This window comes from Geobacillus sp. FSL W8-0026 (genome assembly GCF_037966255.1).
Lineage (GTDB): Bacteria > Bacillota > Bacilli > Bacillales > Anoxybacillaceae > Geobacillus > Geobacillus icigianus.
In genome coordinates this window covers 2,645,961-2,671,161 of sequence record NZ_CP150194.1, presented here as the reverse complement: position 1 = coordinate 2,671,161, position 25,201 = coordinate 2,645,961, and the positions used below count along the sequence as shown (strand labels likewise).

Annotated in this window: 28 protein-coding genes and 1 pseudogene; 21 read left to right on the top strand and 8 right to left on the bottom strand. The window is 46.7% G+C overall.

The genetic code is table 11. The features are described from left to right. Window positions 1–351: 351 nt before the first annotated feature. Window positions 352–1,092, top strand: a complete 741-nt coding sequence (locus tag NST29_RS13360) for an HNH endonuclease (RefSeq protein ID WP_033022785.1) — start codon at window positions 352–354, stop codon at window positions 1,090–1,092. A gap of 101 nt (window positions 1,093–1,193) precedes the next feature. Here NST29_RS13360 and NST29_RS13355 read toward each other — a convergent pair whose 3' ends face one another. Then, window positions 1,194–1,724 (bottom strand): hypothetical protein, encoded by a 531-nt coding sequence (locus NST29_RS13355; RefSeq protein ID WP_235207649.1) that lies wholly within the window; start codon window positions 1,722–1,724, stop codon window positions 1,194–1,196. Between the two features lie 38 nt (window positions 1,725–1,762). Here NST29_RS13355 and NST29_RS13350 point away from each other — a divergent pair, with 38 nt between their 5' ends. The 12 genes and pseudogenes from NST29_RS13350 to NST29_RS13295 all read left to right on the top strand — a co-directional run bounded on the left by NST29_RS13350 (window position 1,763) and on the right by NST29_RS13295 (window position 9,490). Next, window positions 1,763–3,427 carry an HNH endonuclease gene (locus tag NST29_RS13350; RefSeq protein ID WP_324696888.1) on the top strand — a complete coding sequence of 555 codons (1,665 nt, stop codon included), beginning with the start codon at window positions 1,763–1,765 and terminating at the stop codon, window positions 3,425–3,427. A gap of 1 nt (window position 3,428) precedes the next feature. Continuing rightward, window positions 3,429–3,872, top strand: coding sequence for an SMI1/KNR4 family protein (locus NST29_RS13345; protein ID WP_033019067.1), 444 nt, complete (start codon window positions 3,429–3,431; stop codon window positions 3,870–3,872). 491 nt (window positions 3,873–4,363) lie between these two features. Continuing rightward, window positions 4,364–5,116, top strand: coding sequence for a DNA/RNA non-specific endonuclease (locus NST29_RS13340; RefSeq protein WP_324696892.1), 753 nt, complete (start codon window positions 4,364–4,366; stop codon window positions 5,114–5,116). Between the two features lie 13 nt (window positions 5,117–5,129). Continuing rightward, window positions 5,130–5,597, top strand: a complete 468-nt coding sequence (locus tag NST29_RS13335) for a hypothetical protein (RefSeq protein WP_033022794.1) — start codon at window positions 5,130–5,132, stop codon at window positions 5,595–5,597. 148 nt (window positions 5,598–5,745) lie between these two features. Further along, a complete protein-coding gene (locus NST29_RS13330) occupies window positions 5,746–5,874 on the top strand; it encodes a hypothetical protein (protein ID WP_255358714.1) in 129 nt (42 codons plus the stop codon). Window positions 5,875–6,084: 210 nt separating this feature from the next. Next, window positions 6,085–6,666 carry an HNH/ENDO VII family nuclease gene (locus NST29_RS13325; protein WP_160331372.1) on the top strand — a complete coding sequence of 194 codons (582 nt, stop codon included), beginning with the start codon at window positions 6,085–6,087 and terminating at the stop codon, window positions 6,664–6,666. An 11-nt stretch (window positions 6,667–6,677) separates the two neighbouring features. After that, entirely contained in the window at window positions 6,678–7,250 is a 573-nt protein-coding gene (locus tag NST29_RS13320; protein ID WP_160331371.1) for a CbrC family protein, read from the top strand. A 790-nt stretch (window positions 7,251–8,040) separates the two neighbouring features. After that, window positions 8,041–8,325 (top strand): annotated as a pseudogene (locus NST29_RS13315) (DNA/RNA non-specific endonuclease); the annotation flags it as partial. A gap of 50 nt (window positions 8,326–8,375) precedes the next feature. Further along, window positions 8,376–8,648, top strand: coding sequence for a DNA/RNA non-specific endonuclease (locus tag NST29_RS13310; protein ID WP_082799315.1), 273 nt, complete (start codon window positions 8,376–8,378; stop codon window positions 8,646–8,648). Window position 8,649: 1 nt separating this feature from the next. Further along, the gene (locus NST29_RS13305; protein ID WP_061912489.1) at window positions 8,650–9,054 is read left to right on the top strand and encodes an immunity protein YezG family protein; all 405 of its coding nucleotides are present in this window, start codon (window positions 8,650–8,652) and stop codon (window positions 9,052–9,054) included. A 41-nt stretch (window positions 9,055–9,095) separates the two neighbouring features. After that, entirely contained in the window at window positions 9,096–9,257 is a 162-nt protein-coding gene (locus NST29_RS13300) for a hypothetical protein (RefSeq protein ID WP_235597992.1), read from the top strand. After that, entirely contained in the window at window positions 9,206–9,490 is a 285-nt protein-coding gene (locus NST29_RS13295) for a transposase (protein WP_235597991.1), read from the top strand. The genes NST29_RS13300 and NST29_RS13295 overlap by 52 nt, the downstream gene beginning before the upstream one ends. A gap of 72 nt (window positions 9,491–9,562) precedes the next feature. Here NST29_RS13295 and NST29_RS13290 read toward each other — a convergent pair whose 3' ends face one another. Beyond that, window positions 9,563–11,059, bottom strand: coding sequence for an HD-GYP domain-containing protein (locus tag NST29_RS13290; RefSeq protein ID WP_033019814.1), 1,497 nt, complete (start codon window positions 11,057–11,059; stop codon window positions 9,563–9,565). A 573-nt stretch (window positions 11,060–11,632) separates the two neighbouring features. Between NST29_RS13290 and NST29_RS13285 the strand changes: the two genes are divergently transcribed. After that, window positions 11,633–12,004, top strand: a complete 372-nt coding sequence (locus NST29_RS13285) for a hypothetical protein (RefSeq protein ID WP_033019816.1) — start codon at window positions 11,633–11,635, stop codon at window positions 12,002–12,004. Between the two features lie 20 nt (window positions 12,005–12,024). On the opposite strand, the gene NST29_RS13280 is transcribed toward NST29_RS13285, so the two are convergent. Continuing rightward, window positions 12,025–12,279: a GlsB/YeaQ/YmgE family stress response membrane protein gene (locus tag NST29_RS13280; protein WP_033019819.1), complete on the bottom strand. Its 255-nt coding sequence runs from the start codon at window positions 12,277–12,279 to the stop codon at window positions 12,025–12,027. Window positions 12,280–12,536: 257 nt separating this feature from the next. Beyond that, entirely contained in the window at window positions 12,537–12,917 is a 381-nt protein-coding gene (locus NST29_RS13275) for a hypothetical protein (RefSeq protein ID WP_033843357.1), read from the bottom strand. Window positions 12,918–13,386: 469 nt separating this feature from the next. On the opposite strand from NST29_RS13275, the gene NST29_RS13270 reads away from it, so the two are divergent. Then, entirely contained in the window at window positions 13,387–14,424 is a 1,038-nt protein-coding gene (locus NST29_RS13270; RefSeq protein ID WP_051962649.1) for a putative sulfate exporter family transporter, read from the top strand. Between the two features lie 46 nt (window positions 14,425–14,470). On the opposite strand, the gene NST29_RS13265 is transcribed toward NST29_RS13270, so the two are convergent. Beyond that, complete coding sequence (locus tag NST29_RS13265) at window positions 14,471–15,385, bottom strand: LysR family transcriptional regulator (protein WP_033843358.1); 915 nt, start codon at window positions 15,383–15,385, stop codon at window positions 14,471–14,473. 419 nt (window positions 15,386–15,804) lie between these two features. Here NST29_RS13265 and NST29_RS13260 point away from each other — a divergent pair, with 419 nt between their 5' ends. The 5 genes from NST29_RS13260 to NST29_RS13240 all read left to right on the top strand — a co-directional run bounded on the left by NST29_RS13260 (window position 15,805) and on the right by NST29_RS13240 (window position 19,526). Further along, the gene (locus tag NST29_RS13260) at window positions 15,805–16,104 is read left to right on the top strand and encodes a metal-sensing transcriptional repressor (RefSeq protein ID WP_033843359.1); all 300 of its coding nucleotides are present in this window, start codon (window positions 15,805–15,807) and stop codon (window positions 16,102–16,104) included. 12 nt (window positions 16,105–16,116) lie between these two features. After that, complete coding sequence (locus NST29_RS13255) at window positions 16,117–18,513, top strand: heavy metal translocating P-type ATPase (protein ID WP_033843360.1); 2,397 nt, start codon at window positions 16,117–16,119, stop codon at window positions 18,511–18,513. Window positions 18,514–18,534: 21 nt separating this feature from the next. Then, the gene (copZ, locus tag NST29_RS13250; RefSeq protein WP_033843361.1) at window positions 18,535–18,738 is read left to right on the top strand and encodes a copper chaperone CopZ; all 204 of its coding nucleotides are present in this window, start codon (window positions 18,535–18,537) and stop codon (window positions 18,736–18,738) included. A 124-nt stretch (window positions 18,739–18,862) separates the two neighbouring features. Further along, window positions 18,863–19,204, top strand: a complete 342-nt coding sequence (locus NST29_RS13245) for a nucleotidyltransferase family protein (protein WP_051962651.1) — start codon at window positions 18,863–18,865, stop codon at window positions 19,202–19,204. Further along, entirely contained in the window at window positions 19,188–19,526 is a 339-nt protein-coding gene (locus NST29_RS13240; protein WP_033019839.1) for a DUF86 domain-containing protein, read from the top strand. The genes NST29_RS13245 and NST29_RS13240 overlap by 17 nt, the downstream gene beginning before the upstream one ends. Before the next feature lie 366 nt (window positions 19,527–19,892). On the opposite strand, the gene NST29_RS13235 is transcribed toward NST29_RS13240, so the two are convergent. Continuing rightward, complete coding sequence (locus NST29_RS13235; RefSeq protein ID WP_172418815.1) at window positions 19,893–20,744, bottom strand: C39 family peptidase; 852 nt, start codon at window positions 20,742–20,744, stop codon at window positions 19,893–19,895. 338 nt (window positions 20,745–21,082) lie between these two features. Here NST29_RS13235 and asnB point away from each other — a divergent pair, with 338 nt between their 5' ends. Continuing rightward, window positions 21,083–22,990, top strand: a complete 1,908-nt coding sequence (gene asnB / locus NST29_RS13230) for an asparagine synthase (glutamine-hydrolyzing) (RefSeq protein WP_172418598.1) — start codon at window positions 21,083–21,085, stop codon at window positions 22,988–22,990. A gap of 347 nt (window positions 22,991–23,337) precedes the next feature. Here the strand turns inward: asnB and NST29_RS13225 are convergent, their stop codons facing one another. Together NST29_RS13225 and NST29_RS13220 are read right to left on the bottom strand one after the other, a co-directional pair. After that, window positions 23,338–24,402: a HAMP domain-containing sensor histidine kinase gene (locus NST29_RS13225; RefSeq protein ID WP_031404959.1), complete on the bottom strand. Its 1,065-nt coding sequence runs from the start codon at window positions 24,400–24,402 to the stop codon at window positions 23,338–23,340. Then, complete coding sequence (locus NST29_RS13220; protein WP_031404957.1) at window positions 24,399–25,073, bottom strand: response regulator transcription factor; 675 nt, start codon at window positions 25,071–25,073, stop codon at window positions 24,399–24,401. Before NST29_RS13220 ends, NST29_RS13225 begins: the two co-directional genes overlap by 4 nt. Window positions 25,074–25,201 lie beyond the last annotated feature (128 nt).

Sequence of the window (25,201 nt, the reverse complement as noted above, 5' to 3'; positions counted from 1 at the left end):
GAAACCCTTGATATAACAGCATTTTGGTCATTTCCATTTGCCTAAAATGACCTCAAAACTGTCGAACTCGGGCTTGACAAACTAAGGAAAGAAGAAGGAGTTTTTCGCTCGTAGATGTTGAAGTCAGCGCCACCATCGCGTTATCTAGGCAATACGGCTCTTTGTAGCGATGCAGACGGTAACGGATCTTGCCTACTGTAGCGAGATGGAGGTGCGTCGTATCAGTCACATCCTTGAAATGGCGTGTGCAGCTTGCGACGAGGGCTGTGTTTTAAATTTATGTTACCCCCATAATAATATTAGTTTTGGAGGTAAATGGTTGATCATATGTATGCACATTGGGGGATGACAATGAAAATTTATGCTGAGCCGCTGGCCATATCCACTGATCAATGGTTGGACATGTTAAACGATCGAAGTGTATTCCATGAAGAAGATGTGGAGCTGATCCGAACATTGTATTATTTTCCGGATTGTCGCGCATCGGGGAAAGAGCTGGCGCGTTTTTTAAACAAAGTGAGCCATTCCCCTTTCAATGCTCAAGTAGGAAGATTGGGAAAACGCATTATTCGAAAATACCCTGATGTTCAGTTTCCCATTCGTGAGGACGGGAAAATACGGTATTGGCATATTCCTTTTTTAGGAGAAGAGCATCGCGATAAGTATATTTGGCAATTGCGCCCTGAATTACGCGAGGCGGTGCGTCGATACGAACAAACGGACATGGATCATCAAAGCGATACGTTATTGCCGAGCGAGTTGGAGGATGTCTCGCTGCGCGAAGGCGGGAAAAAGCTGGTTGCTGTGAATCGGTATGAACGAAATGTAAGGGCGCGGAGGCTTTGTTTGCAAAAACACGGCTACCGTTGTTCCGTCTGTCAATTTGACTTTGAGCAAGTTTATGGAGAAATCGGGAAAGGATTTATCGAAGTTCATCATCTCATTCCGCTGAGCGAGATTGGTGAGCAATATACGGTGAACCCGTTTGACGATTTGCGTCCGGTCTGCCCGAATTGCCATGCCATGTTGCATAGAGGGAATTTATCGATTGAAGAATTGCGGGAGATTGTTGAAGCACGTAGAAGGATTTAGTTTGTAGTTGAGCGTCTGGCCAGCTGCATGTCGGGGTGGCTTGGCCAGACACCGGCAAATGGCGGCGGTGGAAGAAGGAGTGTTCCCCATACCCGTCAAGGCTACCGGTAGAAAAATTTTAAGACGAGACTCGTGTGATAGGCTTGGATCGTGGACCAAAGCAACGGACGTTGATGCAGGAGAAGAAGGAAAAACACTTCTCGCAAAAACGCCACAGCCCGATCGGTAAAACGTTGATTCAAGCCCTCGCTTGAAAGGGAACAGCCATGCCAGAGCGTCAAGGCCGCACACAACCGCTTAGGCACCTGTTTGGACAGCAAACCATCCCCCATGCACAGAGAGTCAGACAGGCTTCCGCCGTTAACGAACGCTGTCGCCGGATCAATCTTGTTTTCCGTACGAGACGGGTTATTCCTTTGGGAGAAAAGAGCTGGCGAATGGTTGGAATCCATGCTTGCATTTGTTTTTCCATGAAAGAAACCTTTTCTAAACGTAGAGTGTTCGTTAGAAAGGATACCATGCTTTTGACGATGCACAAAGACCAAAATTCTCAACTTGATGGGGATGGGGCAAAGTACGAAGAAATTTAGCAAAAATACTAAATAATTGTATAAAACCTGCCGATACATCATAGTGAGACAATTCATTTTTGATATAAGAGGCAGGTGGAATGAATATGTCCTTTTTGAAATCCATCGGCAACATGTTCAGCAAGGCGAGCCACTATGTAGAGAAAAAAATAGAAAATACAGCCAAACACGTGGCCAGCGACTTGAAAAAAGCCGAGAAGACCATGCATCGAGCGGTGCATCAAGTTGAAAAGAGAGTTGAGCACGCGGCCAAAGAAGTAAAGAAAGATGTCGTGCACATCAGCCGCGAAGCGAAAGAAGCGTTTCATCACGCGGAAAAGAAAGTAGAACAAGTGGTCAAGCATGCAACGCACCATGTGAAAAAAGCCGAGAAGGCCGTGTATCGAGCGGTGCATCAGGTTGAAAAGAGAGTTGAGCACGCGGCCAAGGAAGTAAAGAAAGATGTCGTGCACATCAGCCGCGAAGCGAGAGAAGCGTTTCATCACGCGGAAAAGAAAGCAGAACAAGTGGTCAAACATGCAACGCACCATGTGAAAAAAGCCGAGAAGGCCGTGCATCGAGCGGTGCATCAGATTGAAAAGAGAGTTGAACGCGCAGCCAAAGAAGTAGCGAAAGACGCGGGGCATATCGGCCATAAGGCCAAGGAAGTATTTCAGCATGCAGAAAAGAAAGCGGAACAAGCTGTACAGCATGTGGCCCACGATGTAAAAAAGGCCGAGAAGGCGATTCATCGAACGGCTCACCACATAGAGCACAAACTCGGACACGAAATCAAAGCTTTAGCGAAAACCGCTGATCGCGGCATACACAAAATAGAACAGAAAGCAGAGCATATCGCGAAACAAACCGTTCATGATATAATACATGCAGGAGAAAAAGTCGAACAAACGGCTCGGCAAGTAGCGAAGAATGCAGAAAAATCATGGCATGGATTGACCAAACACCCCATTGAAAGCACAGTGGAGTTTGTGAGAGGAGCGGGAGAGGCGGCTTTACAGGACGTGACATACAATCTGGCACACCGTCCTTATCACAGTCCGCATCCCGTCGCCTACGAATGGGGGCAAATGACAGGACACGCGGTATCGACTGTAGCCGGAGTAGTCGAAACAGCCGGGTCCATCCCTTTAGCCGCAGCCGGGATCGCCCTTAGCGGCACGGGAGTAGGAGCGGCGATCGGAGCTCCAGCCACTGCCATCGCTGTTGCCGGAGCCACTCATGGAGCCACTTTAGCGACAACAGGAAGCTCCCACTTCGTCCAACACGCGAACGAACTGTACCAGCGAATGAGCCGGAGCGAAGGGGAGTCGGGGAAAGCGGTTAAGGGGGCAGAACAAGCTAGGAAGTTTACCAAGGAAGAGTTAGCAACTAAACCAAAAAATTCACCTGACCCTGACAAATGGCAGAAAAAAGGTGGAAAGATTACAATTGATGAGAATGGTACATGGACTTATCATGATTGGGAAGGAAACTCTGTGACATATCTAGGGGGCTATCCAGATTTCAAAGGAGCGGGAATGGTGAAACAGGAAGTTCAAATTGGAAAGTTTGAAAGCTATGACAAAGACTTTGCTAAGGCGGATAAACTAGCTCCTAACGGCCCTATAGATCGTGATGTTAGTACATGGCATCACCACCAGGATGAAACGACCATGCAAGAAATGGATAGGATATTGCACAGCAGATTTACGCATAGAGGTGGAATGTCCAAAACTAAAAAAAGAAACAAACAAGGAGATGATTAATATGGATTTTATCGGCTATGGGAAAGCAACAATACAAATGATAGATGAATTTGAACAATATATTGGTTTTTCATTACCTAAGGACTATAAGCACTTTCTATTGCAATATAACGGGGGAAAACCTCGGGAAAGATACTATTCTTTTTTTGTTGAGGAGTTAAATGAAAGCATTCCGTTAAATGTATTATACGGATTAAATACAGATATAAAACAAGTAGATTTGAAGGTGTGGCACGATGAATACCGTGATGATTTAATTGAAAATTGTATAATAATCGGAAGTGACCCTGGGTCAGGAATGATTGTTTTGGTAAATGATCATGAAGAGGGAGGGGTTTATTATTGGGATCACTCATGGCATTTTGACCAATCCAATGAAGAAAATAATTTATATAAAATTTCGGATAGTTTCCAAAATTTTTTTGATGGATTAAAAAAGCTGTAAATACGCGTTTACTTATCATAAGCAGGATCGTACAATACAACCAATAAAAACTTGACAAACACGCTTAGACCAACTTTCAAAGGCTTGTTCCAACTTGAACCATAAGTAGGAATGAGCCTTTTTGGCATGTCCAAAATCAAAAGATGAAAAGGAGAATGGTAAGACAAGCACGGGGAACGTTAGAAGTAAGGAGACTACTCAAACAAGCTGAATACTTTAAACAGTTGGCTGGCAAAAAGGACGGGCGAAGCCATTCGCCTTTTGGAAGAATGACAGCGTGAAGCATCTGTAAAGCATAATAAAAGTGTGTTAGCCTGCAAAAAACAGGAATTGGTCGTAGTTGTAAATTGGCGCATTATTTTAGAATCCCTTTTTCAAATGATTTTAGACGGGTTCGGAAAGAATGTGCTAATTGATATTGTGTGTCGACGTTCATGCGATCTAACCAGCACCTTATTGTATATGGATTGGGGCGAATGGCATGACATGCTATGTCAACTGTAGCGAGGGCAATCGAAACAGCTAGATTCATGGCTTCAGAAGTAGGTGGCATTGCCCTTAGCAGCACGGGAGTAGGAGCGGCGGTCGGAGTCCCCGCCACTGCCATCGCGGCTATGGGAGCCGCTCATGGAGCCACTTTAGCGACAACAGGAAGCTCCCACTTCGTCCAACACGCGAACGAACTGTACCAGCGAATGAGCCGGAGCGAAGGGGAGTCGGGGAAAGCGGTTAAGGGGACGGACGAAGCTGAGAGGCTTGCTAAGAGGACATCAAAAGCTCCTAACAAGACTTTTGTTGACAATCCATTTGATAATGCAGGTAGCCTAAAGCCGAATGTAAAGTATAAAGCTGGTGAGCACCATTATGATTATGAAACAGATCATCTTGGTAGAATTGAAAAGTTTATTGCTAATGATCTAAAATTAACTACAAGAGATGAACGATTACCGCATACCTCTAATACGCCTGGTAAACAGCCAGGAGACCATGCAGGCCATCTGGCAGGAGACAGGTTCGGTGGTTCTCCGGAGCTTGATAACCTAGTATCTCAGTCAAGTAAGGTAAATCTAAGTGAGTACAAAAAATTAGAGAATGAATGGGTAAGAGCACTAAAGGCAGACCCTCCAAAACATGTGTCTGTTGAGGTAAAAGTAAACTATGATGGGGATTCACCTCGACCGTCTGGTTTTAACATAACTTATGAAATAGATGGAAGGATTAAAGTTGTTAATTTGGTAAACTAAGGGAGGTCTGAAAATGACAAAAGTGTTTGAAGATTACCTTTCAGAATTGCAAGCGGATATGGTCACGATTTGTCTGGAATATGTAAATAACAAAGCAGATATGATTTTTATATATGCTTCAAACGAATTTGGACAATTTAGTTCAGATGTATTCTATAAAATAAACGGTTGTATTGTTGAAAAACACAAGTTAAATAGTGTAGTTCAAAAAGGGAATGGTCAGTCAAAGCATATTTATGACGTCTCAAAAGAAAGACAAATTGCAATGCTTAACATTTGTAATGAAAATTTACGTAAAATTAAGGACTTGTGCCAAAAATATAACAGAGAAATGCCAACAGAGATGAAATTAATTTATGATGTGCATAAGAATAAATTAGAAGTTCAATACAGTTATGAGATAAAATATACAAATGATCCAGTGAAAACAGCAGGGCATGTTTTTGACGAGTGGTTTGAAGAAATGGGAGGAAAATTGTAGCTTATAATTCTAGTAGCAAGGGCGTACAATACAACCAATAAACCCAACAGTAAAAAACTTAATAAACTTTCAAAGGCTTGTTCCAACTTGAACCATAAGTAGGAATGAGCCTTTTTGGCATGCCCAAAATCAAAAGATGAAAAGGAGAATGGTAAAACAACAAGCACAGGGGACGTTAAAAGTAAGGAGACTACTCAAACAAGCTGAATACTTTAAACAGTTGGCTGGCAAAAAGGACGGGCGAAGCCATTCGCCGTTTGGAAGAATGACAGCGTGAAGCATCTGTACAGCATAATAAAAGTGCGTTAGCCTGCAAAAAACAGGAATTGGACGTAGTTGTAAATTGGCGCATTATTTTAGAATCCCTTTTTCAAATGATTTTAGACGGGTTCGAAAAGAATGTGCTAATTTATATTGTGTTTCGACGTTCATGCGTTCTAACCAGTACCTTGTTGTATATGGATTGGGGCGAATGGCGGGACATGCTATGTCAACTGTAGCGAGGGCAATCGAAACAGCTAGATTCATGGCTTTAGAAGCAGGTGGCATTGCCCTTAGCGGCACCGGAGTAGGAGCGGCGATCGGAGTCCCCGCCACTGCCATCGCGGCTATGGGAGCCGCTCATGGAGCCACTTTAGCGACAACAGGAAGCTCCCACTTCGTCCAACACGCGAACGAACTGTACCAGCGAATGAGCCGGAACGAAGGGGGTTCGGTGAAAGCGGTTAAGGGGACGGACGAAGCTGAGAGGCTTGCTAAGGGGACAGGTAATAGTATTTCTGATAACATGAAAACCAGAATTCCTAACAATGAAATTTTTGCACCTAATAAACGTGGAAATGCACCTATTAGCAAAAAAGATAATCGACCAATCGAGATACACCACGAGGGGCAAAATCCTAATGGTCCTTTTCATGAAATGCACGCCTCAGATCATCGATTTGGCGAAAACTATAAAAAGAACCATCCATGCTATAATGAGAAATCTGGCATTGACAGGAAGCAGTTTAGAAAGGACGTTAGAAAGTATTGGGAGTCCGAATGGGATAGAGGAAGATTTGATAAATGAGGTGGGAAGATATGAACGCTAACAAGTACAAATTCAAGTACTTTATGAATCCAGAAACCAATGCGGAGTTTACAGAAGAGAACTGTCAATTTTGCGGAACAGAAGAGAATTGCTTAGAAGGAGAGTACTTTGACAGAGGAGATGAAATTACGTCTGTTTGTCTAGATTGCTTAGTAAAGGGAGAAACTACGGTACAAATTCCCCAATACCTTAAAGACAGGTTGTATACACATTTAAAAAATACTTTTACGGAAAAAAACAGCGAGGAACTAAACGAATTATTTGAATCTATTATTAGTGAGTTAGAAAAAAATCCACCAGTACCGTGGATTCAATATAATGATTGGCCTGTATGCGATGGGGATTTTATGCAGTATGTTGGTGAGTGGAAACAAGAGGATTTTAATAACGCCTCGCAAAACGGGAACGGAAAAGATTACATCGTGTCGATATTAGATGATTTAACTAAAAGTAGGATTGATGATATCGATGTTTTTTGGAATGATATCGGTAATTACACCGCAGTTTTTGTGTTTAAGTGCTTACATTGCAACAAAATTATTGGAGTTGCACAGAGCTATTAAGCTGAGGGATTGGACTTAATTATGTCCAAGTATTAGAGCTAACGTGTCTTCGAAAACATATTTTTTTCTAGTGCCTTTTGTAGTATTTTCGTCGCGAAGTATGTGTAAAACCTTGATTGGCTTTATGCCTTTCAGGGTTTTTGTTTTTCGTGTTTTGTGTCTAAAGCTAGCCGAAACATTAGCCTCAGAGCTCATGCTATATACATGCAACATGAAGAGTTAACCTCTCCGTTATCCTGCACACCCTAAGCGCTGCATCATTTCCTCTAAAAATCTTGTAGGCTCAACCCGCAGGCTGCGCCATGGGGGAGGAAGCTCGTTGCAGGAGAAGTCAAATGTTAAGTTTTCAATGAGCATGTATATAGTTATGTCTAAATCGAGTATTTAGAAAATTAGAAACCATTGAACTAGATATATAGCCTTGTTTGCTATTTTGTTTTCGAGAGTCAAAATATATCAAAACTTCTGCATCTCAGTTGTATTTTGAGGTTCACGCTGTCATAATAGCTCCCTTGTCGCCCATGGATTGGGACAAATGACAGGACACGCGGTATCGACTGTAGCCGGAGTAGTCGAAACAGCCGGGTCCATCCCTTTAGCCGCAGCCGGACGGGAGTAGGAGCGGCGATCCGGAGTCCCCGCCACTGCCATCGCGGCTATGGGAGCCGCCCATGGAGCCACTTTAGCGACAGCAGGAAGCTCCCACTTCGCCCAACACGCGAACGAACTGTACCAGCGAATGAGCCGGGGTGAAGGGGTTTCGGAGAAAGCGGTTAAGGAAATAGAGAATGTTAAATATGGTGAACAATACACAAGGGTTAATCGTAAAAAAACCTTAAAGCCAAATGTAGGGTATACAACAAAAGAAGGATATAGATATACTACTGATGATAGGGGACGTATTTCTAGTGTTGAAGCTAAATTAGAGTTAGGAAAAGCCAACCGAAATTCGTACGCTCAAAAAGTAGTAGGAAGGGAAGATAGACTATCAAACGATGAAGGTGGTCATTTAATAGCAAGTATATTTAAAGGGTCTGGCGATATTGATAACTTAGTACCTATGAATGCTACACTAAAAGGCCGGTGATTTAAGGAAACAGGCCGCTTACCAGCCTCGTTTCTCAAATAGAAAAGCCCTGTCGCATCCGGATCGCCTTTCACACGCTCCCCCATGTTCTAGAGAAACAACCGTTTTTCACCAGTCCTCTAAATAGGAGTGAGTATAAAACTCTAGAGAATACATGGAAAAAAGCTTTAGAAGAGGGGAAAGAGGTAACGATTAGGGTGAAGCCTATATATGAGGGACAATCGGTTAGACCGAAAGAATTTAAAATCGACTACTCCATAAATGGTAAAAAATATTCCGAGAGACTAATTAACTATTCAGGAGGTAAGTAAGATGGAAACGTATAAAATGGAATATATATACCAACAAATTGCAGATATATTAGTTAATATGATTCCTGAGGCATGGAGAAAAATCCTGTTATACGCCGAATTTAGAGAAGGTTATAAAAAAATCTTTTTCTATTACTATCCAGAAAAAGAAGGAGAGCCGGTATATAGCCTTGATATAACAGATTTATTTGATGTTGATGAGAATGAATTTGATAGGTTAGAAAATGAGTTGTATAGCTGTTTTTCTAGATTAAGAGAAAAATTCAAAGAACAAGAACCATGGACGAATTTAACTTACATTTTGGATAACACAGGCCGAATGAAAATCCACTATGGATATGACGATCTTTCAGAAATGAGTCCTGTGGAAAAACAAGAAAAGTGGGAAAATGAATATTTAAATTAATTTACTGTGGATGAGCATTTTTCGAATGGGATTCGGAGTCTATGGGCCATCCATTAGGAGAAGGAGAGACGATGGAAGTGGAACACGTATACATCGGCCATGAGCGCTTGTCTGTTCCACGGTTGATTTTCCGCCGTCTGACGGCGGAAGAATGGCAAAAACGGATGTGCAAAAAAAGGAAAAAAGAAAAGGGAAGGCGCTGACACGCCAAACCCTCGAACAAAAGAAATACCACATCTTACTGACGAATTTACCACAAGAGTCGTTTGATGGTCAACAGGTTTATGAGCTCTATTCCCTGCGCTGGCCAATTGAATTATTTGATTTGCAGAAAGTTAAGAAGATGAAGAAAGAACGTTTCGAATGCCATTTATACGGGACGTTGGTTGCCATTTTCGTCACCCAGATGTTTCTGTTTCACGCTCGGATGTATTGACATCAAAAGGAAGACATTCAAATCAGTGAACGGAAAGCACTCGATCTTCTCCAATCGTATTGGCCCCGCCCGTTAAGATACTGCCGTGGCGGTCGATGGCATCGTTTCTTCCATCCACTGCAAAAAGGCTTCCACCATTTCTTCATCCCACTGTGTTCCTTTTCCTTGACGCAAAATAGCGGCTGCTTGGTGAATTTCCATGCCTTTGCGATACGGGCGATCCGATGTCATGGCATCAAACGCGTCAGCGACGGCGATGATGCGTCCGAACAGAGGGATGTCCTCGCCGCGCAGTCCATCTGGGTATCCTTTTCCATCGATCCGCTCATGATGGGAACGGATCCCCGGCAACAGCGGCTCAACCGGTTCTAGCGGTTGGATCTCGCGCAAAATCGATTCGCCAATGACAGGATGTTTTTTAATCCAGGCAAACTCTTCCTCGCTCAGTTTCCCTTCTTTCAGCAAAACAGCGTCGGGGATGCCGATTTTGCCAATATCATGGAGAAGGGCTGAGCGGTATAGCACCTCAAGCTGTTCCGGTGGCAAAGCGAGTTTTTCCCCGATGGCGCGAGCATAATGCGCCACGCGCAACGAATGTCCCGCGGTGTAAGGGTCGCGGGCGTCCAACGCCGCGGTCAAAACCGTGATGAAACTGTCCAATAGTTGTTTATTCAGCTGATCACGACTGTGTACAGCGCCGATCATATGGTTGAATCCGCGAAGCAATTCGGCGAACTCATCGGTATAAACGTTGTGGGCGATCGGTTCATACGCTTCCGTTTCCGCCCGTTTCATGTGAGTGAGCAAAACGTTGACCGGTTCATGGATTTCTTCGACCAATAAGCGCGCCAAAAATATAGAAAAGCCGATGCAAAAGAGCAAAATCGTCGCAGCCCAAGGCCAGTAGGACCAATGGGCCCCATTTGGATCGGTCATCGACCATTTGATTTCAGTAGCAAGACTAAACAGCAGAACAGGAAACGCACTGCTGAATAATACGGTGAGCTGCAGTTTCGTTTTTAAGGAAATGGAAAGCGGCACTTGTTCTGCCATTGAACCGATTTGCGCCGATAAAGATGCCAACAAGGGTCGGCATGCTTTCGTTGTCAAAAAAAACTCAATGAGCGCATGGAGTGAGGCGATCAGCACAGCCCCGGCCAACGCGTACAGAATATACCGATATGGAAGGGACAAAATATGGTAGCGAATGCACAAGGCGGTCAGCCCGGCGCCCGGGATCGACAACCCGAATAAGTGCGGCCCTAAAATCCGCCGAACGGCCAACAGCGGAAAGCGCTGCACTTGTTTGAAGGCTGCGAGCGCCAGTGACGGGTCTGGAGATTGGGATGCAAAAAAGCGGCGAATAGGGGCTACATCCCGGGCGAAGACGATCGCTTCCGCGGCCGCCATCACCATTGCCGATGTGAATAAAATGGCGATCAGCCATTTTCCTTCCTGCGCTGATACACGCAACGTTGTCAACATGAACGTTGTGCCTACTCCTCCGACGGCCATTGCGGATCCCATGACGTAGTAGCGCCATAATTGCCGCAAAAAGGAACGATACATTGGTTTCCTACCTTTCTTTGTCTAATTCGGCAAGTGATGATGTCTGGATGCTGTTGGAACAGAAACCCCGTCCGTTAAGGCGAGCGAGGGTGGAAACTTGCATTCGGCGCACCATGTCTTTTGTTTTGCATGTTGCTAAAGGTCGGTGACAACGAGGCACCGGAGGGATGAAAAACCGAAAAGCCAATGGTATTCCTAAGCGTCCGGTGATTGATTCGTGGATACGGCTTTGCCATCTCATTTCTCAACGAGAAAAACCTTGTTGCATCGGTCCTGCTTTTCACGCGCTCCCCCATCGATGAAGGGAATTAGCGGTTTTTCACCGGGCTTCTAAGTCTACTATACTAGTTCTTTGGCATGGTGACAATGTGTGTAAGTGATTTTTTGAAATGACATCGATCGACTGGTCGTGTCCACTCGTTTGTCGGCGGAAGGGGAAGGGGACGGACGAGCTTGCCGATGGCCGCCAAAAGGTGGCGGGTGAGCGAGAAAGACCGGCTGTGCTTATGTATGGGCCAATAGAGCGTCTCGCTGCACTGAGACACTCCATTGGCTGAGAAAGGTGAATGATTGTTGATTGTTTTGCAAAGGAAGCGGCAAGCCGCCGAGCACGTTGAGCAGTTGCTGCAAGACGGAGAGGACTTGTTGCAAGGTGGAGGAAATCGTTGGCAGAGCCGTATTGATCGTATTGATCGCGCTAGGCAATTGTTGCAGTATCGTTTCTCCTTTATTGAGCAGAAATTCATCTTGTCGATTCACCATATTCGTGTGGAAAAGAAATGGTATAGACAAGTTCTCCGAAAAACAGAAAAAGGCGAATGCCGTCGAGCCGGTGGATCGATTCTTCAACAAACTGCGTATACCGCACTTGACCGCATTCACCAAGTGGTGGGGATATTCACGAAAAAAACCGGGCGGAACATGGCCCGGTTTTTTCCATCTTGAATTCTGGTGACCGATCATCATTACCTAGCTTGATGTAGCTTGCGAATGATAAAACTAGCCAGCAAAATGAGAATGACCGAACCGATCAGAGCCGGAATAATATCAAATCCGCCGATGGTCGGCCCCCAATTGCCGAATAACTTTGTTCCAAGCCATGCACCGATAAACCCGGCGATGATATTGCCGATGATTCCTCCGGGAATATCGCGACCTGTCAAAAGCCCGCCTAGCCAACCGATGATACCGCCAACGATCAAACTCCATAGAAATGACATGGATGGTTCCTCCTTGCCGTTTGGTGAAAACTGTTCTTTGATCGTAGTTTATGTTAAAAGACATGCACGTATACGTGAAACGGTTTGACATGCGTCGTTTGTTGCCAGTTTCGTTGCTTGACAGGATAGAGGACGTTTGTTTTCTGTATCGTTGTTCGTTTGTCTTCAGCTTTTGGGCCCGCTTGGACGCGCGAGCGGAGAAACAGAGACGCCGCGTCTGACGATGAATCCAACGCGGCTCTTGGAGTGAAGGGAAGTTAACGAACGGATTCGAGTTGCTTGGCCAGATGGTGGAGCTTTTTCTCGTGCTGGATGGTTTTCGACGCGAGGAAATGGACGGTTTCTTGCGTTTCTGTCAACTCCACGCGCAAGCCGGCGAATTTTTGTTCGAGTCGATCAAACCGCTCGTTTACCTCGGCGCGAAATTGTTGCATTTCCGCTCTCAACTGATTGGCTGTATCTTGCATTTCTGCTCTCAGTTGGTTGGCCGTGTCTTGGATTTCGGCTCTCAGTTGGTTGGCCGTGTCTTGGATTTCGGCTCGCAATTGGCTTCCCATTTCGTCAATTTGGGTGCGGATATCGCGGGAAAACATTTTCAGCGCCTCGACTACTTCTTTCACGATGGTATCGCGTTCCACGCTTGTTCACCTCCCTCTAGTTTGATTATACAATGTGCAGATGGGAAAGAAAATAGCGGTTTCGACAAACTTTTCCTTAGCGGGGGAGATGAGGGCAGAGGACTGCCCCCAGCGGCGTTTTCCAAGTTGAAAAGCTTGGCAGCACCATCCCCTCATCGTTTGGAAATCCGGCGAAACGGGTGGTTTCCTGCCGGTTTTAGTCTGATCGTCCTTGGTCGATAGGGGGAACGTGTGAGAAGCAATTCCGAAGCGATTGGTTTTTCGGTTTGAGAAAGGCCGTTGAGGCGCGCGAGTAGCGCTGAGAAAGGAAGCCATCGGTTGCCCTTTTATGGAAATGGTGCAGAGAAGAGAGTATTTTGTCTATCATAATCTATTACTTATTATAATGATAAAAAAACGCTATTTTACTTATAAGTCAAAGAGGCGTATGATAAACACGAAGTTCGCAGTATGGATAGGGGGAATGGGAATGGAGAAGGGAAAGAAAGCGGTTCGGCCTGATAGGCTGACCTGGGGACAAGAGAAACGTCGATGGGTAGGAGGGGTAGTTTTTCCGTTTTCGGTCGCTGCCATTGGCATGGCGCTGGCTTCCCTGCCTGGACTCGATCATTTAGGTCCACTCGCTTGTGCTATTTTACTGGCGGTGCTGTATCGGCACGTATTTGGCTATCCTGTGGCCCTTCGTTCGGGGATTCAATTTGTTTCGAAATATTTGTTGCGATTGGCTATTGTGCTATTCGGGCTGAAGTTGAATATAGCCGTTTTGCTTCAGCACGGATGGGGGCTTGTCTTTCGAGATTTGGTCATCGTTGTGTTTGCTATCTTTACGATGGTATGGATTGGAAAAATGGTAAACGTCAGCCCTTCTTTGTCTTTGTTGCTAGGTATCGGAACGGGGGTGTGCGGGGCGGCGGCGATTGCCGCTGTGTCCCCCATTTTGCAATCAGATGATGAGGATACGGCTCTCTCAATTGGAATGATTGCGTTGGTCGGCACGGTGTTTTCAATTGGATACACGCTCATTCGCCCGCTTTTGCCGCTTTCCTCGTTGCAGTATGGGGCGTGGAGCGGGATGAGCTTGCATGAAATCGCCCATGTCGCACTGGCAGGAGCTCCGGCCGGGCAGGAGGCGCTGGCGTTGGCGTTGTTGGCCAAGCTAGGGAGGGTGCTTTGGCTTGCACCGCTCAGTTTTGTTCTTATGTATTGGAAAAAGACCAAAGCGAATTGTCATGACGGAAGAAAAACGAAAGTTCCCTTTCCGTGGTTTTTGCTAGGATTTATCGTTATGAGTTTGTTCGGCAGTTATGTGCTGGGAAACGCCATTTCAGTTTCTCCCGGTGTTCTAAGCTTTCTCTCTTTTGTCACTTCGCTTTTCTTGACGGCGGCGATGGTCGGACTTGGATTGAATGTCGATTTGCGAACATGGGGGAGAAATGGCTGGCGTCCTCTTGCCGCGATGTGTCTCGTATCATTTTGCTTGTCTCTGTTATCGTTATTCTTTGTTTAATGGTCAAGGAAAAAAGACGACCGGCGACGCTGTCGGCCGTCTTTGCTCAAAGAGACGGAGGAGGGGACCACTGCCTGACGGAAGGGTGGTGAGTGCGAATGATGGTTAAAAAGACGTCCATAGCTTTTGTATAAAACGGGGTTTTCGGCGTTACGAGAGAAAAGCGGCGAACAAACGGCTCTTCATCGATCGGGATGATGGATAACGTGCCAAACGAAAGTTCTTTTTTGATCGTCCAAAGGGAGAGAAACGTGATCCCCAAGCCGGCTTCGACCGCTTCTTTAATGAGTTGTGTGCTGCCAAATTCCATCATCGAAGACGGAACAAAGCGGTGATTGCGAAAAAATTCATCCGTTGCTTTCCTTGTCCCCGAACCTTGTTCTCGAACAATCCATGTGGCGCTCTCTAGGTCTTCGATCTTGACCTTCTTTTTGTGGGCGTACGGGTGGCGAGGCGAAGCCACGACAACCATTTGATCTTCGGCTAATGGTTCGATAGATACGCTCGCTGACTCGATGTCCATTTCGATAATCCCCACATCCAGTTGATGGCTGCTTACCATTTCAACAATTTCATTCGAGTTTCCGATCGTGATTGTCGGTGTAATGAGCGGATAGTGTTGATGCAATTGAGCGATCATCTGGGGAAGAACATACTCGCCGTACGTGTAGCTGGCTCCAATCGACAGCTTCCCGCTCGCTCGATTCAGTAAATCATCAAGCAGTTGGTTCATACGTGTGTACAATCCGAGAATTTCTTGCGCATAATGGTAAACGATTTCCCCGGCTTTGTTCAATCTGACATACTTGTTTGTCCTGTCTAACAGTTTTGTATCCAACAATCGTTCCAATGTTTGAATGTGCTGGCTGACCGCGGGTTGCGTCATATGCAGCTCTTCAGCTGCTTTCGTGAAGTTTCCTTTTTCCACTACTTTGACAAACACATGCAGCAACTGATCCAAGGCAGTCCCTCCCCACCTTTTTTGTAATGATATGCTTAGTTTACCATGCCTTTTCGTGAGCGCCAATCACTGCGTGCGAAAGTGGCTTGGTAGATCGAGGCAAGTTGGCATATTGTTTTTCATCCGGCTATATCTGCTTGCATGCGGACGAAAACGGAAGCGTAAAAGCAGAAATTCTTTATTGTTCAATCTACATACTGTAAAAAATGTTAATTTTCTGTTAAATACACCGCCTCAATCCGTCATTTTCATGCTAGGGTGGGAAGCAAGGCTTGCCCATGAATGTTTTTAGTGGAAAGTGGAATTTTCCCGCGTAGGTATTGATTACGGTTTTGCTTGTGAGCATGATTTGTAGAGGGGATTTCTGTTGTGTTTTATACCCGTTACCGGTATAATGTAATTGAAAGAGGTGATGTTGGATGAACCATTATGAAGATCACAAAATGGTTCCACGGACGGAACAGGAAATCGAACGCATCATCAAGCGTTTGAAGCGCATCGAAGGGCAAGTGCGCGGGGTGCAAAAAATGGTGGAGGACAATCGGTATTGCATCGATATTTTAGTGCAAATTTCCGCGATTAGAGCAGCGTTGAACCAAGTCGGGCTACAGTTGCTTGAACGCCATGTGAGCCATTGTGTGGCCAAAGCGATCCGTGAAGGGAGCGGAGATGAATCGATTCGCGAATTAATGGATGTGATGAAACAATTTTCGAAGTAAGGGGGGATGGAAATGGGAGAGCTGAAAACCGTGACGCTGAAGGTGACGGGCATGACATGCGCCGCGTGCGCCAATCGGATCGAGAAAGCATTAAATAAGATGGACGGCGTCAACGCCCATGTCAATTTGGCCATGGAAAACGCAACGATTCACTACGATCCAGCGAAGCAAACGATCGCCGATCTCGAGACGAAAATTGAGCATTTAGGGTATGGCGTGGCGACAGAAAAAGTGATGCTCGATATTGAAGGCATGACATGTGCGGCTTGTGCGACACGGATTGAAAAAGGGTTGAATCGGATGGAAGGGGTGACAAGCGCTGCGGTCAACTTGGCGACCAACAGTGCGGTCGTTGAATACAAAGAGGGAGTTGCATCTGTCGAAGACATTTTAGAGAAAATCAAAACGCTTGGGTACAGGGGGCAAATTCGAAACGAAGAACAAGAGGGTGCTGGCCGGAAAGAAGAGCAGTTGAAACAGAAGCAGCGGCGACTCGCCATTTCCATCCTCTTATCGTTGCCGCTGCTCTATACGATGCTGGCGCATATGCCGTTTGCTATCGGCTTACCGATGCCGCATTGGCTGATGAATCCGTGGTTCCAGCTTCTTTTCGCTACACCCGTTCAGTTTTACATCGGCGGTCCCTTCTACGTCGGGGCGTACCGGGCGTTGCGAAACAAAAGTGCGAACATGGACGTCCTTGTGGCGCTCGGAACATCCGCCGCGTACGTGTACAGCTTGTCTGAAGCTTTTCGGACGCTCGGGAATCCTGACTATATGCCGAGGCTGTATTTTGAAACGAGCGCCGTCTTGATCACGCTTGTGCTTGTCGGCAAATATGTTGAAGCGATTGCGAAAGGGAGGACAACGGAAGCCATTTCGAAGTTAGTCAGCCTGCAGGCGAAGGAAGCGACCGTCATTCGGAATGGGGACGAAATAAAAGTTCCACTCGAGGAAGTGGTGATCGGCGATACGATCGTTGTTAAGCCGGGAGAAAAAATTCCGGTAGACGGTACGGTCATCGCCGGAGCATCTTCCGTAGACGAATCGATGATTACCGGTGAATCGATTCCGGTCGATAAGAAGGAAGGCGACTATGTGATCGGGGCAACCATTAATACAAATGGGGTGCTGACTATTCGCGCCGAAAAAGTCGGAAAAGATACCGCGCTTTCTCATATCATTAAAATCGTCGAAGAGGCGCAAGGGTCGAAAGCGCCGATTCAGCGGATGGCCGATGTCATTTCCGGCATTTTCGTACCGATTGTTGTCGGAATTGCGGTTGTTTCCTTTCTCATCTGGTACTTCTTCGTTGCGCCGGGTGATTTGGCCAAAGCGCTTGAGGTGGCCATCGCTGTTCTTGTCATCGCGTGCCCTTGTGCGCTCGGTTTGGCGACACCGACATCGATTATGGTCGGCACCGGCAAAGGGGCAGAACAAGGCATTCTCTTTAAAGGAGGTGAGTACCTAGAGGGAACGCATAAAATCAATGCCGTATTGCTCGATAAAACAGGAACAGTGACAAAAGGAAAACCGGAAGTCACCGATGTGCTGGCCTTCCGCGAGGACATGCTTGATTATGCGGTTTCCGCCGAGAGCGCTTCCGAGCATCCGCTCGCTCAGGCGATTGTCGAATACGGGAAGAAACAAGCGATTTCGATGAAGCCATTGGAGCACTTTTCCGCCATTGCCGGCCACGGCATTGAAGCGGTCATTGACGGCAAAACCGTTTTGATCGGGACGCGGAAATGGATGAAGGACCGCGCTGTTGAGATTTCTCAGTGCGAAAATCGCTTGATAGAGCTTGAAAAACAAGGAAAAACCGCGATGCTTGTGGCCATCGATGGAGAGCTGGCCGGCATCATGGCGGTCGCGGATACGGTGAAAGAAAGCGCGAAAGAAGCGATTCAAACATTAAAACAAATGGGCATCGATGTCTATATGGCAACAGGGGACAATCAGCGGACAGCAGGAGCGATCGCCCATGAAGTCGGCATTGAGCATGTGTATGCCGAGGTGCTCCCGGAAGAAAAAGCGAACATCGTCGAGGAATTGCAAAAACAAGGAAAACGTGTGGCGATGGTCGGCGATGGGATTAACGATGCGCCGGCTTTGGCCAAAGCGGATATTGGGATGGCGATTGGCACAGGAGCGGATGTGGCGATCGAAACGGCCGATGTGACCTTGGTCGGCGGCGATTTGCGCCATATCTCGAAAGCCATTGAGTTGAGCCGGCAAACGATGAAAAACATTCGGCAAAATCTGTTCTGGGCGTTGTTTTATAATACGATCGGCATTCCGGTCGCCGCTTTCGGATTGTTGGAGCCGTGGATCGCGGGAGCGGCGATGGCATTCAGCTCTGTGTCGGTTGTGACCAACGCGCTTCGGTTGAAGCGTGTGAAACTATAAACATTTAAGGAGGAATCGATGATGACGATTACATTGCAAGTGCAAGGAATGACATGCGGACATTGCCAAGCGGCGGTGACGAACGCCCTTCAAGCGTTGGATGGCGTCAGCCGCGTCGAAGTGCATTTGCAAGAAGGGACGGTCGATGTGGAGTATGATGAAACAAAGGTCAGCGTAGAAAAACTGAAAGAAGCGATTGAAGAGCAAGGATATGATGTGAAATAACGAGAAGGGGCCCCGAGGGAAGACGGGGCCTTTTTAATCGAGAGCGTAACGGGACATGACGAGTTCTCGGCTGGGAAAAGTTTTTTTCTCTTCTTGAAGAATATCGGGAAAGCGGGATGTTATAATGAAAATAACAGGCGCGGAAAAAGGGGGGATTGATTTGCGATCGCAACAAGACATCCTTAATGAAATGGCGAAATGTTTAGATTTATGGAAGAAAAAGTATGGTGTGAAGCGAATTGGGTTATTTGGCTCGTACAGTCGGGGGGAACAAAGGGAGTCGAGTGACATTGATGTGTTGGTAGAATTTATGGATCATGCGGTGACGTTTGATCATTATATGGAGTTGAAACTGAGTTTGGAAGATCTTTTTCAAAAATCAGTGGATTTAGTGATTGTAGATGATATCAAACCAGGATTAAAGCCGACTATTTTAAGGAGTGTGAAGTATGCAGAGGGATCCTAGCGTCTTTTTGCAAGATATTTTGGTTGCTGCAGAGAAAATTGAGAAGTACACCCAAGGGCTTTCTTATGATGACTTTTTAGATAATGATTTAGTATCAGATGCAGTCATTAAAAATATATTAGTGATTGGAGAAGCAGCGAAAAACATTCCAGACGAAATCAGGCAAGCATCTCCATATATCGAATGGAGAAAGATGGCTGGCATGAGGGATATGCTGATCCACAGTTATTTCTCCATTAATTATCGAATTGTGTGGGATGTCGTTCGAAATAAGATTCCTGTATTAAAACAGCACGTTGAACGATTGCTAAATGAAAGTTAGACTTCCATTCAAACCGTATGCGCCGTTTGGGGATAGCTCATTATTCAAAAAAGGGGTGGCCTAGGAGGCCGGTGATTTAAGGGAGCAAGCCTCTTATCAAGCCTGTTTCTCAAATAGAAAAACCTTGTCGCATCAGGATCGTCTTTCAAACGCTCCCCCATTGCTCAAAAGAAACAACTGTTTTTCACCAGCCATCTAGAAGACCAGTGAAAAAAGGGTTCCGCTCGCCAATCAGCGGTATTTCACAGGAAAAGAAAGCTGATTTCACAATGCTTCTCACTAGGATAAAAAATAGATGTGCAAAATGTATGGAGAAAATCGTTCAACGAAAATGAAAAAAAAGCAAGCGATTCGGATTCGCCGAGCTTAGCGGCGATACGTAATCGCTTGCCGTCCCATTTGAACCCAAGCCGCGATAAACTCTTGCTTCGGTGCTTTTTGATTTTTGATGGCGGTCAATGGGTCGTTGAAATAAATGTACTGCTCATCGTATCCCGTAATGAGTACCGCGTGTTCCCGATACGTGATTTTGACCGGTCCTTGCGGTGTTTGCCATTCGCGAAAGGCGGAGGGGGGAAGCGGACGGAAGGTGGTGTTTGTAATGACCCACACCGGGGAGCCTTTCGCTACGTAGTCATAAATGTGTTCAAAGGATTGTCCGGTCAAGTCGACGATTTGCGTTGGCAAGTATCGTTCGGCCAGCTCCTTAATGGGTTTGTGATATACGCCGTATCCAGGCTTCGACAATGTATACATGTCGCCGACAAATCCTTCATTTGGATGGCCGTAAAAGACGCGGCCGTTTTTTACTTGATATGGCGTCGGATTTTTCCGTACTTGTCTCGCTAATGTCATTTTGTCAACATCAATTCCCGCATGGTTCAGCAGCATGGCTAAGCTGGTGACTTCACATCCCCTTGGCAGCTCGGGGAGCTGCGAGATTAACGGCGCGTCAATCAACACCGTTGATTTCAACGTCGATTTGCCGGCGTTCGCCGCTTGGTCATAATTGACAAGCGGGACGATGGTTTCCTGTACAAAATGTTGAAATCGATCCTTTGTTTGCGCCCAGCTTTTATGATTGGACAAAACGGCTAGAAGCAAGGCGAGACAGCCCGCGTATACAGCCAGCAACAGCTGGTCCCTTTTGCGGCTGAGAGGGCTTCGCAAAAGAGCGAGGCAGAGGAGCACGATGAGAGCGGTCAACAGCGAGATCATGGTGAGCAAAGCGATTCTCCCCCTTCATCGATCAGCAGTGCTTCAATGGCGGCTTCCGGGCTGTTTTGATTGTTTTCCCGTTTCCAAAGAAGGGTATTGGAACAAGAAAGCGTTAAATGTATAGTCAGCTGCCCATTGTGCCTCCGATGGTTGTGATGGAACGTTGGGTTTTGTCAAAAATGGCGAAAGATTGGTTTTGAAACTTTGCTTTTTGTAAGATAGAATGGAACTGGTTTTGTTTTCTTCTTTGCCTATTATTTTATTGCAACCGAAGGCGTAAGGCAAAGAATAAAAACGGGTTGCCTTGATGTCAATTCATTGGAGGGACAGTCATCGTTATGTGTGGATTTATTGGATGGATTGTCGATCGTCCGGAATGTCAAGATCCGGGATGGAGCGAGGAATTAAGGCGGATGAACCGCCTGATTACCCATCGCGGGCCGGATGATGAGGGGTATTATATGGATGAGCACGTCGGGTTTGGATTTCGGCGGCTCAGCATCATCGATTTGGAAGCGGGGCATCAGCCGCTCTCGTATGAAAACGATCGGTACTGGATCATTTTTAACGGGGAGATTTACAATTACGTCGAATTGCGGGAAGAGCTGACGGCGAAAGGATTGTCGTTTGCGACAAACTCCGATACGGAGGTCATCGTTGCGCTTTATAGCATGGAACAAGAAAAAGCGGTCGAAAAGCTGCGCGGGATGTTTGCGTTTGTCATTTGGGACAAGCAGGAAAAAACGGTGTTTGCAGCCCGCGATCCGTTCGGCATTAAACCGTTTTTCTATGCGGAACAAGGCGGCCGCACGTTTTTCGCTTCGGAGAAGAAAAGCCTTTTGCTTGCGCTTGGGGAGGAAACGGTAGATCATGAATCGCTCCAGCATTATTTAACCTTCCAATACGTCCCCGAGCCATCGACGATGTCGGCCGGTATTTCGAAGTTGGAGCCGGGGCATTATATCAAGAAACGAGTCGGTGAACCGCTCACGATTCATCGCTATTGGAAGCCGTTTTTCCGCCCTGTTCGCCAGTCGGAGGAGGAATTGGTTGAGAACATCCGCACGGCGTTGGTTGATTCGGTCCGTGTCCATATGCGCAGCGATGTGCCGGTCGGGGCGTTTTTGTCGGGCGGCATTGATTCCTCGTTTATCGTGGCGATCGCCAAACAGTTTCATCCGGATTTAAAGACGTTTTCGGTCGGGTTTGAGCGGCAAGGGTTCAGCGAAATCGATGTGGCCAAGGAGACGGCTGAGAAGCTGGGCGTAGACAATATCAGCTATGTCATTTCGCCGCAGGAGTATATGGACGAGCTGCCGAAAATTATGTGGCATATGGATGATCCGTTGGCGGATCCGGCCGCGGTGCCGCTGTATTTTGTCGCCCGTGAAGCGAGAAAGCATGTTACCGTGGTGCTTTCCGGCGAGGGGGCGGACGAGCTGTTTGGCGGCTATAACATTTATCGTGAACCAGAGTCGTTGCGGTGGTTGGAGCGGATGCCGGGAGCGGTGAAGAGCGTGCTGCGCTTCATCGCCAAGTGGCTTCCTGACGGGGTGAAAGGGAAGAGTTTTTTAGAGCGCGGCACGACCCCGCTTGAAAAACGGTATATCGGGAACGCCAAAATATACAGTGAAGCGGAAAAGGCGGCCTTGCTCAAAACGTATGAAAAAGGCCGTGAGTATACAACGGTGACCGCACCGCTCTATCAAGAAACCGTTCATTATCCGCCGGTCAACCGGATGCAGTACATTGATCTCCATACATGGCTGAGAGGCGATATTTTAGTTAAGGCCGATAAAATGACGATGGCGCATTCGCTTGAGTTGCGGGTGCCGTTTCTGGACAAAGCGGTGTTTGCAGCAGCTGCTACGATCGCTCCGGAGATGAAAACCGCCAACGGCACGACGAAATATATTTTGCGCAAAGCGGCCGAAGGCATCGTGCCGGATCATGTATTAAACCGGAAAAAATTAGGGTTTCCTGTGCCGATTCGCCACTGGTTGAGAAACGAAATGTATGATTGGGCGAAACAGCTCATTCACGACAGCGAAACGGACCACTTGTTCCATAAAGACGTGCTGTATCGCTTGCTCGATGAGCATGCGCAGCAGAAAGCGGATCATAGCCGCAAGCTGTGGACGGTGTTGACGTTTATGATTTGGCATCAAGTCTATGTGGAAAAGAAGTACGATTTTGCTCAATCCGTACAAAACGAGAAGCGGCCAGCGTCTGTTTTGGAGGCGTAGCAGAGAAAGGAAGCGTCCCGGGGCTCAGCCGGGACGTTTGTTCATCTCTTGATTGAAAGAGGCTGACTTTCAAGTGAAGGAATTCAGCCCGTTTTGATATTCGAAACAGAAACCCATTGTTTTAGAGGGTGGTGAAAAACCATGATTTCCTTGAACATGGTCTGTTTTTTTGTTCAGACAAAAAACAATTTCGTAAGGTTTCTCCATTTTAGAAATCCTCCCGCTCAACCAAAGTTTTCTATTCCATCACAACCTTCTAGATGACGAGAGCAATGTCGCGAAATGGGCGTTTCACCAAAAGGAAGAACATGCTGCTCGTTTGTTTTTGTCATAGGGAATGGAGAGGGCTAAGAAACCGGACCATGAACGGGGAGTTCCACCGTAAAAGTCGCTCCTTCTCCCGGCTGGCTCTGCACGGAGATGATTCCATGATGGATATCGACAATCTTCTTGGCGATCGACAACCCGAGCCCGCTGCCCCCTGCGGCGCGATGGCGGGATTTATCGGCCTTATAAAATCGTTCAAAAATGCGGAGCTGGTCATGTTCGTTGATTCCTGGCCCTGTATCGGAAACGGTGACGATGGCTTGTTCACCGCGGCGTTGTAGCTGGATGGTGATGGTTCCCCCTTTCGGTGTAAATTTAATCGCATTATGGATCAAGTTCAGCCATACTTGGCTAAGCAAATCTTCATCGGCTGTAATGATGACTTTTTCAAGCAGGACACACATGTCCAATTCTTTTTCCGCCCACTGTGGCTCGCAGTGAAGAATGAGTGTTTGCAGCTGTGTGTCCAAGCGATAGGATGTGGGATGAAACGGGTAGCGATCAGAGTCTAACATCGCCAACCGCAGCAAATTCTCACTTAACTTCGACAAACGGACGCACTCCGTTTCAATAATGTCGAGATAATGCAACCGCTGTTCACGGCTTAGGTCCTCGTTTTTGAGCGCTCGGGCGAACCCGCGGATCGATGTGAGCGGAGAGCCGATCTCATGAGACACATTAGAAATAAATTCTTGCCGCATTTCTTCCATGGCCTGCAAATTCGCGGCCATGTCGTTAATGCGTGTCACGAGTTCGGCAAACGGATGATTCCGTCCGCCCCAGTCAGCCTGTAGGTTTACTCGAAAATCGCCTTTGGCGATTCGATTAATGGCATCTATTAAGTGCTGCCAAAATACTTTTTCGCGCTTTCGCAAAAAAGGACTGATCGCGCTCATAGTCATCCCGAACAGCAAAAAGCCGAGGATCGATGAAATGATTTGACGAACGAGCGGGTGCGGCCGCCAAGCGAATCGGGTGTAGAGCGCTTCTGTGATGAAATATGCCGCAGTCCAAAAGAGAGAGACGATGGACATTACAGCGATAACCGTCAAGATGGATTTAAGCACAAATCGCAATCGTTTCATGACTGTGCCTCCAACCGATAGCCGAGCCCGCGAATCGTGCGGATGGAAAATGGAGAATCTGGTTGGGCAAACCGTTCGCGCAACCGTTTGATATGCACGTCCACTGTTCGTTCATCCCCATCATAATCGTAGCCCCAGATCTGTTCAATCAACTCGTCGCGTGTAAACGTTTTGCCCGGATAGCTGGCCAATTTAAAAAGCAGTTCAAATTCTTTCGGCGGCAAGAAGATCTCTTGGTCTCCCAAACGGCATTCGTACGTCTTGCGGTTTAACGATAAACGGCCTATTTGTACGATTTGCGATGTAGCGATTCGATACCGTTTGAGCAATGCTTTGACCCGGGCGACGAGCTCAAGTGGGTCGAACGGTTTGACAAGATAATCGTCCGCCCCGAGCTCGAATCCTTTCACCTTCTGTCTTGTTTCCCCTTTGGCCGTCAACATTAAAATGGGGACATCGTCGTAGTCGCGCAGTTCGCGACATAGCTCCCAACCATCCATTTCCGGCATCATAATATCCATAATGACCAAATCCACTTTCACCGTTTCCAATACGTCAAGTGCTTCTTTTCCGTTAGCCGCCTCATGGATTGTAAATCCTTCTAAGTTTAAAAAGTGGCTGACGAGTTCGCGGATATGCGCGTCATCATCGACGATTAAAATTCGTGCCATCGTCATCCCCTTTCATTGTCCTTTCATGCTATTTTCCATTGTGTCGCTTTTGCTTGGCCTTCGTCAATGTTGAAGCTGGTTCGTTTATAATTTCGTCGTGACAGCAGATAATGAAACGATGGGTTTGA

Bases quoted from the DNA above. Each gene is read 5' to 3' on its own strand.
- NST29_RS13295 (WP_235597991.1), top strand. From the start codon at position 9,206: ATGGCAAAAACGGATGTGCAAAAAAAGGAAAAAAGAAAAGGGAAGGCG.
- copZ (WP_033843361.1), top strand. From the start codon at position 18,535: ATGACGATTACATTGCAAGTGCAAGGAATGACATGCGGACATTGCCAA.
- NST29_RS13290 (WP_033019814.1), bottom strand. From the start codon at position 11,059: ATGTATCGTTCCTTTTTGCGGCAATTATGGCGCTACTACGTCATGGGA.
- NST29_RS13245 (WP_051962651.1), top strand. From the start codon at position 18,863: ATGAAAATAACAGGCGCGGAAAAAGGGGGGATTGATTTGCGATCGCAA.
- NST29_RS13260 (WP_033843359.1), top strand. From the start codon at position 15,805: ATGAACCATTATGAAGATCACAAAATGGTTCCACGGACGGAACAGGAA.
- NST29_RS13325 (WP_160331372.1), top strand. From the start codon at position 6,085: ATGTCAACTGTAGCGAGGGCAATCGAAACAGCTAGATTCATGGCTTTA.
- NST29_RS13335 (WP_033022794.1), top strand. From the start codon at position 5,130: ATGACAAAAGTGTTTGAAGATTACCTTTCAGAATTGCAAGCGGATATG.
- NST29_RS13345 (WP_033019067.1), top strand. From the start codon at position 3,429: ATGGATTTTATCGGCTATGGGAAAGCAACAATACAAATGATAGATGAA.
- asnB (WP_172418598.1), top strand. From the start codon at position 21,083: ATGTGTGGATTTATTGGATGGATTGTCGATCGTCCGGAATGTCAAGAT.
- NST29_RS13300 (WP_235597992.1), top strand. From the start codon at position 9,096: ATGGGCCATCCATTAGGAGAAGGAGAGACGATGGAAGTGGAACACGTA.
- NST29_RS13330 (WP_255358714.1), top strand. From the start codon at position 5,746: ATGGTAAAACAACAAGCACAGGGGACGTTAAAAGTAAGGAGACTACTC.
- NST29_RS13270 (WP_051962649.1), top strand. From the start codon at position 13,387: ATGGAGAAGGGAAAGAAAGCGGTTCGGCCTGATAGGCTGACCTGGGGA.
- NST29_RS13355 (WP_235207649.1), bottom strand. From the start codon at position 1,724: ATGATGTATCGGCAGGTTTTATACAATTATTTAGTATTTTTGCTAAAT.
- NST29_RS13320 (WP_160331371.1), top strand. From the start codon at position 6,678: ATGAACGCTAACAAGTACAAATTCAAGTACTTTATGAATCCAGAAACC.
- NST29_RS13235 (WP_172418815.1), bottom strand. From the start codon at position 20,744: ATGATCTCGCTGTTGACCGCTCTCATCGTGCTCCTCTGCCTCGCTCTT.
- NST29_RS13225 (WP_031404959.1), bottom strand. From the start codon at position 24,402: ATGAAACGATTGCGATTTGTGCTTAAATCCATCTTGACGGTTATCGCT.
- NST29_RS13255 (WP_033843360.1), top strand. From the start codon at position 16,117: ATGGGAGAGCTGAAAACCGTGACGCTGAAGGTGACGGGCATGACATGC.
- NST29_RS13220 (WP_031404957.1), bottom strand. From the start codon at position 25,073: ATGGCACGAATTTTAATCGTCGATGATGACGCGCATATCCGCGAACTC.
- NST29_RS13240 (WP_033019839.1), top strand. From the start codon at position 19,188: ATGCAGAGGGATCCTAGCGTCTTTTTGCAAGATATTTTGGTTGCTGCA.
- NST29_RS13360 (WP_033022785.1), top strand. From the start codon at position 352: ATGAAAATTTATGCTGAGCCGCTGGCCATATCCACTGATCAATGGTTG.
- NST29_RS13340 (WP_324696892.1), top strand. From the start codon at position 4,364: ATGTCAACTGTAGCGAGGGCAATCGAAACAGCTAGATTCATGGCTTCA.
- NST29_RS13280 (WP_033019819.1), bottom strand. From the start codon at position 12,279: ATGTCATTTCTATGGAGTTTGATCGTTGGCGGTATCATCGGTTGGCTA.
- NST29_RS13305 (WP_061912489.1), top strand. From the start codon at position 8,650: ATGGAAACGTATAAAATGGAATATATATACCAACAAATTGCAGATATA.
- NST29_RS13350 (WP_324696888.1), top strand. From the start codon at position 1,763: ATGAATATGTCCTTTTTGAAATCCATCGGCAACATGTTCAGCAAGGCG.